The sequence below is a fragment of the uncultured Methanobrevibacter sp. genome, assembly GCF_947169325.1.
In the GTDB taxonomy this organism is placed as follows: domain Archaea; phylum Methanobacteriota; class Methanobacteria; order Methanobacteriales; family Methanobacteriaceae; genus Methanocatella.
Window position 1 is genome coordinate 50186 of sequence record NZ_CAMVPN010000006.1, and the last position, 6295, is coordinate 56480.

8 protein-coding genes are annotated in these 6295 nt (G+C 39.2%); all 8 read left to right on the forward strand.

Annotation, left to right across the window (positions count from 1 at the left end):
• Nucleotides 1–7 precede the first annotated feature (7 nt).
• The 8 genes from rfbA to Q0W26_RS01960 all read left to right on the forward strand — a co-directional run bounded on the left by rfbA (nt 8) and on the right by Q0W26_RS01960 (nt 6276).
• A complete protein-coding gene (gene rfbA / locus Q0W26_RS01925; RefSeq protein WP_298521753.1) occupies nt 8–874 on the forward strand; it encodes a glucose-1-phosphate thymidylyltransferase RfbA in 867 nt (288 codons plus the stop codon).
• Between the two features lie 4 nt (nt 875–878).
• The gene (gene rfbC, locus Q0W26_RS01930) at nt 879–1439 is read left to right on the forward strand and encodes a dTDP-4-dehydrorhamnose 3,5-epimerase (RefSeq protein ID WP_298521756.1); all 561 of its coding nucleotides are present in this window, start codon (nt 879–881) and stop codon (nt 1437–1439) included.
• Between the two features lie 4 nt (nt 1440–1443).
• Nucleotides 1444–2451: a dTDP-glucose 4,6-dehydratase gene (gene rfbB / locus Q0W26_RS01935; RefSeq protein WP_298521759.1), complete on the forward strand. Its 1008-nt coding sequence runs from the start codon at nt 1444–1446 to the stop codon at nt 2449–2451.
• Between the two features lie 243 nt (nt 2452–2694).
• Nucleotides 2695–2961 (forward strand): hypothetical protein, encoded by a 267-nt coding sequence (locus Q0W26_RS01940; protein WP_298521762.1) that lies wholly within the window; start codon nt 2695–2697, stop codon nt 2959–2961.
• Nucleotide 2962: 1 nt separating this feature from the next.
• Entirely contained in the window at nt 2963–3244 is a 282-nt protein-coding gene (locus Q0W26_RS01945; RefSeq protein WP_298521765.1) for a hypothetical protein, read from the forward strand.
• A gap of 21 nt (nt 3245–3265) precedes the next feature.
• Nucleotides 3266–4354 (forward strand): CDP-glycerol glycerophosphotransferase family protein, encoded by a 1089-nt coding sequence (locus Q0W26_RS01950; protein ID WP_298521768.1) that lies wholly within the window; start codon nt 3266–3268, stop codon nt 4352–4354.
• 1 nt (nt 4355) lies between these two features.
• A complete protein-coding gene (locus Q0W26_RS01955; RefSeq protein WP_298521770.1) occupies nt 4356–5315 on the forward strand; it encodes a glycosyltransferase family 2 protein in 960 nt (319 codons plus the stop codon).
• Nucleotide 5316: 1 nt separating this feature from the next.
• Nucleotides 5317–6276: a glycosyltransferase family 2 protein gene (locus tag Q0W26_RS01960; RefSeq protein WP_298521772.1), complete on the forward strand. Its 960-nt coding sequence runs from the start codon at nt 5317–5319 to the stop codon at nt 6274–6276.
• Nucleotides 6277–6295 lie beyond the last annotated feature (19 nt).

Sequence of the window (6295 nt, forward strand, 5' to 3'; positions counted from 1 at the left end):
GATTGTTATGAAAGGTATAGTACTTGCAGGCGGTTCTGGAACTCGTCTTTATCCAATTACAAAAGCGGTTTCAAAACAGTTGCTGCCTTTATATGATAAACCGATGATTTATTATCCGATATCCGTACTGATGCTTGCGGGAATCAGGGAAATCCTAATCATCTCAACTCCCCGTGACTTGCCTATGTATAAGGATTTGCTGGGTGACGGGAGCAGTTTCGGTGTTGAACTTTCCTATGAGGTTCAGGAAAATCCCAACGGACTTGCTGAAGCATTCATAATTGGTGAGGAATTCATTGGCAGCGATAATGTTGCACTGATTTTGGGAGACAACATTTTCCACGGTCATAGATTCACAGAAATCCTTGAAAGGGCAAAGCAACTGGAAGAAGGTGCAGTTATATTCGGATACTACACCAACAACCCTGAAAACTTTGGAGTTGTTGAGTTTGACAAGGACTGGAACGTTTTGTCAATAGAAGAAAAACCGGACAAGCCTAAATCAAACTATATTGTACCTGGACTTTATTTTTATGATAACGATGTAATCGAAATAGCCAAAAACGTCAAGCCTTCCCAGCGTGGCGAAATTGAAATTACATCAATCAACGAGGAGTATCTCAATCGTGGAAAGCTTAAGGTCGAGCTTTTGGGAAGGGGTATGGCCTGGCTTGACACAGGTACTCATGAAGGGCTTTTGGAAGCTTCAAACTTTATAGAGACTATACAGAAAAGACAGGGACTCTACATAGCCTGTCTTGAAGAGATAGCTTACCTTAAAGGTTACATTAACGATGAAGAATTGCTGAAGACAGCTCAGGAACTCAAAAAAACTGATTATGGACAATACCTATTTAATTTAGTTAAAAAGTGATCTTATGGGAAAATTTAAATTTACTGAATTGGACATTGAAGGAATGTTCATTGTTGAACCTACAGTTTTTGAAGACAATAGAGGATACTTCATGGAATCCTACAACGAAAACGACTTTAAAGAGGCAGGATATGACTTGACATTCGTTCAGGATAACCAGTCAAAATCAACAAAAGGCGTTTTAAGGGGTCTGCATTTGCAGGTCAACTATCCTCAGGGAAAACTGGTTCGCGTCATCAAAGGAGAGGTCTTTGACGTTGGAGTCGACCTCAGGGCAGACTCACCGACCTACGGAAAATGGGCAGGGGCAATACTGTCTGAGGAAAACAAGAAGCAACTCTATATCCCACCAAAATTCGCACACGGGTTCGTGGTTCTCTCAGACGAAGCGGAATTCCAGTACAAATGCACAGAATTCTACCACGGAGAGGATGAAAGCGGAATCATGTGGGACGATGAGGATATTGCAATAGACTGGCCTATTGATGACATTGACGAGATAATACTGTCCGACAAGGACAAGGAATGGAAAACCCTAAGGGAATCCCAAATAAAGTACGAGTGATATCATGGCAAAGATATTGGTTACAGGCGGAGCAGGCTTCATCGGAAGCAATTTCGTCAGATACATGGTCAACAAATACTCAGAATATGAAATTATAAACCTTGACGCCCTTACATACTGTGGAAACCTTGAAAACCTAAAGGACATTGAAAATAAGGACAATTACTCATTCGTCAAAGGGGACATCAGGGACAAGTCAGTCGTTGATGACCTGGTCAGGCAATGCGATTACGTAATCAACTTTGCAGCCGAAAGCCATGTCGACAGAAGCATCGAGGATCCGGAAATATTCATCAAGTCAAACGTTTTGGGAACCCAGATTCTTTTGAATGCCGCCAAGGAGTTCGGCGTTGAAAAGTACATCCAGATTTCAACCGATGAGGTCTACGGAACCCTTGGAAAGACTGGATACTTTACGGAAACCACTCCACTTCAGCCTAACAGCCCGTATTCCGCTTCAAAGGCAGGCGGGGATTTGATTACAAGGGCATATGGTGAAACCTTCGGCCTTCCAATCAACATTACCAGATGCTCCAACAATTACGGGCCTTATCAGTTTCCAGAAAAATTGATTCCTTTGATGATTTCAAATGCTCTTGAGGATAAGAATCTGCCGATTTACGGTGATGGAAAGAATATCCGTGACTGGCTGCATGTATATGACCACTGCCAGGCGATAGACCTTGTTTTACATGAAGGCAAGCTGGGTGAAGTCTACAACATCGGCGGTAACAATGAAAAGGAAAACATCTACATTGTCAAACTGATTTTGGAAGAATTAGGAAAACCTGAATCACTGATTGAATTCGTAACCGACAGGTTAGGCCATGACAGGCGTTATGCAATCGATTCAACCAAAATCCAGAATGATTTGGGATGGTCTCCGTCATACACTTTTGAAAAGGGAATCAGGGAAACAATCCAATGGTACCTTGACAACCAGAACTGGACAGCCCAGGTCAAAAGCGGCGATTATCAGAAATATTATGAAAAGATGTATGGTGACAGATAGTTTTACACTTGAAACTCACCTCTAATTTTTTGAAAATATCCACTTTTTTTCATATTTTTTAATATTTTTTTAAAAATTTTTAATCATTTTATTATTTCATTTATTTTTTCAGTGATTTCATAGGGCATCATTTTTACAATAAATAGGATAGTTTTATATATTATTATTCTTTAATATTGATTGTACAAACATTATTATTTCGGAAATGGGCTTTCCGATATTTTTTGGGAAATGGTGATTTGGATGTTGGAGCAATATTTACCGTTTGTTGGCTTGATTGTTTTTGGTAATATTGAAAATTTGGTTTTATCCTCTCAGGGTGTTGTAGCAGGGGTAAATCCTGTAAAACTCGGTATTGTAAGTTTATTATGCGTTATAATGTGGCTGACTATAGGAACCTTTGGAACTCAGCTGCTTTATCAATATGTCGATTTTATTAATTTCATAGGTGGATTTGCAATATTCGTATTAGGCCTCCAGGCTATGATTCAATCCGCAAGAGGTGAATAGGATGACAGATGAAATCAAGCAGTTTTCTATTTTGATATTGTTTGGTAACATTGAAAACCTTATTCTTGCAGCTCAGGGTGTTGATGCCCACGTCGATCCTTTAGGATTGGCCTGCTTAAGCCTATTGGCGGTAATAGGCTGGTTCGTTATAGGCACATTCGGAACAAGATTCGCAATGAAGTATGCAAGATACATCAATTTCATAGGCGGATTGGCAATTTTCATTTTAGGTGTGCAGGCAATGCTTGAATCCATCCCTGGAATTATGGCATTCTTCCATTAAACATTTCCTCATTGATTTTTTATGAAATATCTTAAACATAAAATATATGGTGCTTTATTTAGCTTATTTAAAGTGTTTCCCATCAAAAAGAACAGAATAACATTCATCGTAGATTCGAAGGAATCCTTCAAGGGCAATCTTGATTATATCAAAAGGGAGTTTGAAAGGAGAGGAGACTTCGAATATGACTTTTTTTACAAGGACAGACTTTCCTTTTCAGCCTTCAAGAATCTTGCAACTTCCAGATTCGTTTTTCTCAACGATAACTTTTTTCCGATAGCTTTCATGAACTTCAAGGATGAAACCGTTGTGGTCCAGTTGTGGCATGCTCCCGGAGCATCCAAGAAGTTCGGAGCGTCAGTCGATGCGGAAAGTGCTGAAATCCTTGCTAAAATCAGCGCCAACACAGATTACCTTATCATATCCTCGAAAAACATTGAGGATGAATACTGCGAAGCGTTCCAAATGCCAAAAGACAAGATAAAGCCTTTGGGACTTCCTAGAGCAGATTACTATTTTGAAGACCATGACATTGACGGGCTGAAAAGGGAATTTTTCAAGAGGTATGGTGTCTCAGAGGACAAGAAGATTATTCTCTACGCCCCAACATTCAGGGATGAGGAAAAGTACAACAATGTCTTCGATTATCTTGACTTGGAAAGCTTCAACATTGAGCTCGGTGATGAGTATATTCTGGCATTGAGGCTGCATCCGAAAATAAGGGACTTCTACAGCGGTGACATTTCAGCCAAAGGAGAATACATCGACTGCAGTGATTATCCTTCAGAGCAGGAGCTTCTTTTGATGAGCGATATCCTGATTACCGACTACTCCTCTATAATGATTGAATTTGCAATGCTTCAAAAGCCTGTTGTCTTTTTCACATATGATTTCGACAGCTACATGACTAACGAAAGGGGATTCTATTTTGATTTCAGGTCAACCGTTCCCGGTCCGATTGTTGAGGATTCAAATCAACTGATAAATACTATAAAAAATAAAGATTTCAATGAAATCAAATTATCCGAATTTGTGAAGACACAATTTGATGAAATTGACGGAAAAGCATCCGAAAGGGTAGTTGATTTTCTTTTAAAATATGGGGGCTAAAATGTCAAATGCTAAGATTAGTGTAATTATTCCGGTTTACAATTGCGCTAAATATATAGGTAAGACCCTTGAATCAGTCATCAATCAGGATTTTAGGGATTTTGAAATAATAGTCATCGATGACGGATCAACCGACAACAGTCTTAAGGTTATCAATGAAACCCTGAATGGCTGTGAAATAAGCTACAAGATAATCCATCAGGAAAACGGCGGTGTAAGTGTTGCAAGAAACCATGGAATCGAAGTTTCCTCAGGCGATTATCTGGTATTTGTAGACGGTGATGATTATATCTTGCCAAATCATCTCTCAGAGCTCTATGCTGGAGGAAGCGACTTTAGCATGATACAATTCGTTAAAAAGGATGGCGACACCCTCTCTACTCCAAACCATTTTGATTTCGAATTCATTTCTACAGATGATTTCATCAGAAAGGAACTCAGAATGGAAATCCTCTTCAACTTTTTCCAGCTGATGTACCGTGCAGACATCATCAAAGAAAACAATGTCCGATTCACACCGGGAGTAGTTTACGGCGAAGATACGGAATTTGCCCTCAAGGCACTGATTTACGGCGACAGGATACACATCAGCAATGAAGTAACATACTACTACATCCAGCGCACAGACTCAGCAATAAGGACAACCGAGTTTAGACGCTTCGATATTGTGGACATATTTGAAAACTTGGTCGACTACTATAGAATCAGAGGCAAGAGAGAACTTGCGAATCTCATAATCACTTCAAGGATTCCAAAAGCCATTTTTGGCAACATGAACTACTTCTTTTATAGCTGCTATGGATTCGACGAGGTAATGTATGTGATGAAGAAAAGAAACCTTTTCTCCAAACTAGACAGGTTTAAGGGTGATTTCAAGTTCAAGTTAAAGATAAAAATGTTTCTTTTGAACCCAAGGCTATACTATCGGATATGGTTCAAATTCAAAAATTCAATTGAGTAATATGAAAGTTTCTGTTGTAACACCGAATTATAATGGGGAAAGATTTCTTAAAGCTTTCTTCGAATCTTTAGACAATGACAGTGAATGCATTGGAGAGGTAATCATCATAGACAACGGCTCCAGTGACGAGAGCAAATCCTACATTAACAGCCACAGTTTCAACTTCCCTGTTAAGCTAATTGAAAACGATAAAAACTTGGGATTTGCTCCTGCAGTAAATCAGGGAATCAGAAATGCAAAATATGAGTACATATTTTCCCTTAACAATGACACTGAAGTTAAAAAGGGATCCATAAGACAGATGATTGATTTGATTTTATCTGCCGACGATATCTTCTCAGTCCAGGCAAAGATGCTTCAGTATGACAACAAAAACCTCATTGATGATGTTGGAGACGAATACAACCTTCTCGGATGGACAAAAAAGACAGGAGAAAACCACAAATCAGACGAATACGGCGAAGTCATGGAGATATTTTCAAGCTGCGCCGGTGCGGCAATGTATCGAAAGTCAATGCTTGAAGAGCTTGGAATGTTTGACGATAATTTCTTTGCATATATGGAGGACGTTGACCTTGCATTGAGGTCAAAAATCAGCGGTTACAGAAACATGCTATGTCCTCAGGCAATCGTTTATCATATCGGAAGCGCAACCAGCGGAAGCAGATACAACGAGTTCAAGGTAAGGCTGGCTGCAAGAAACAACGTATGGACGGTTTACAAGAACATCCCGATTCCACTGAAGATTACCAATTTCATCTTCCTCTTTTTTGGGTTTTTCATAAAGTATATCTTCTTTTTAAGGAAAGGATTCGGTTCACTTTACCTTTCAGGGATAAGGGAAGGGCTGTCAAACAGGAATAAAATCCAAAAAACCCAATTCAAATCAGAAAATACCCTAAACTATTTAAAAATTGAATATAGATTAATAATCAACACTATCAAATTCTTGAAAAGGTAAGAGCATGGATCTTTCAATC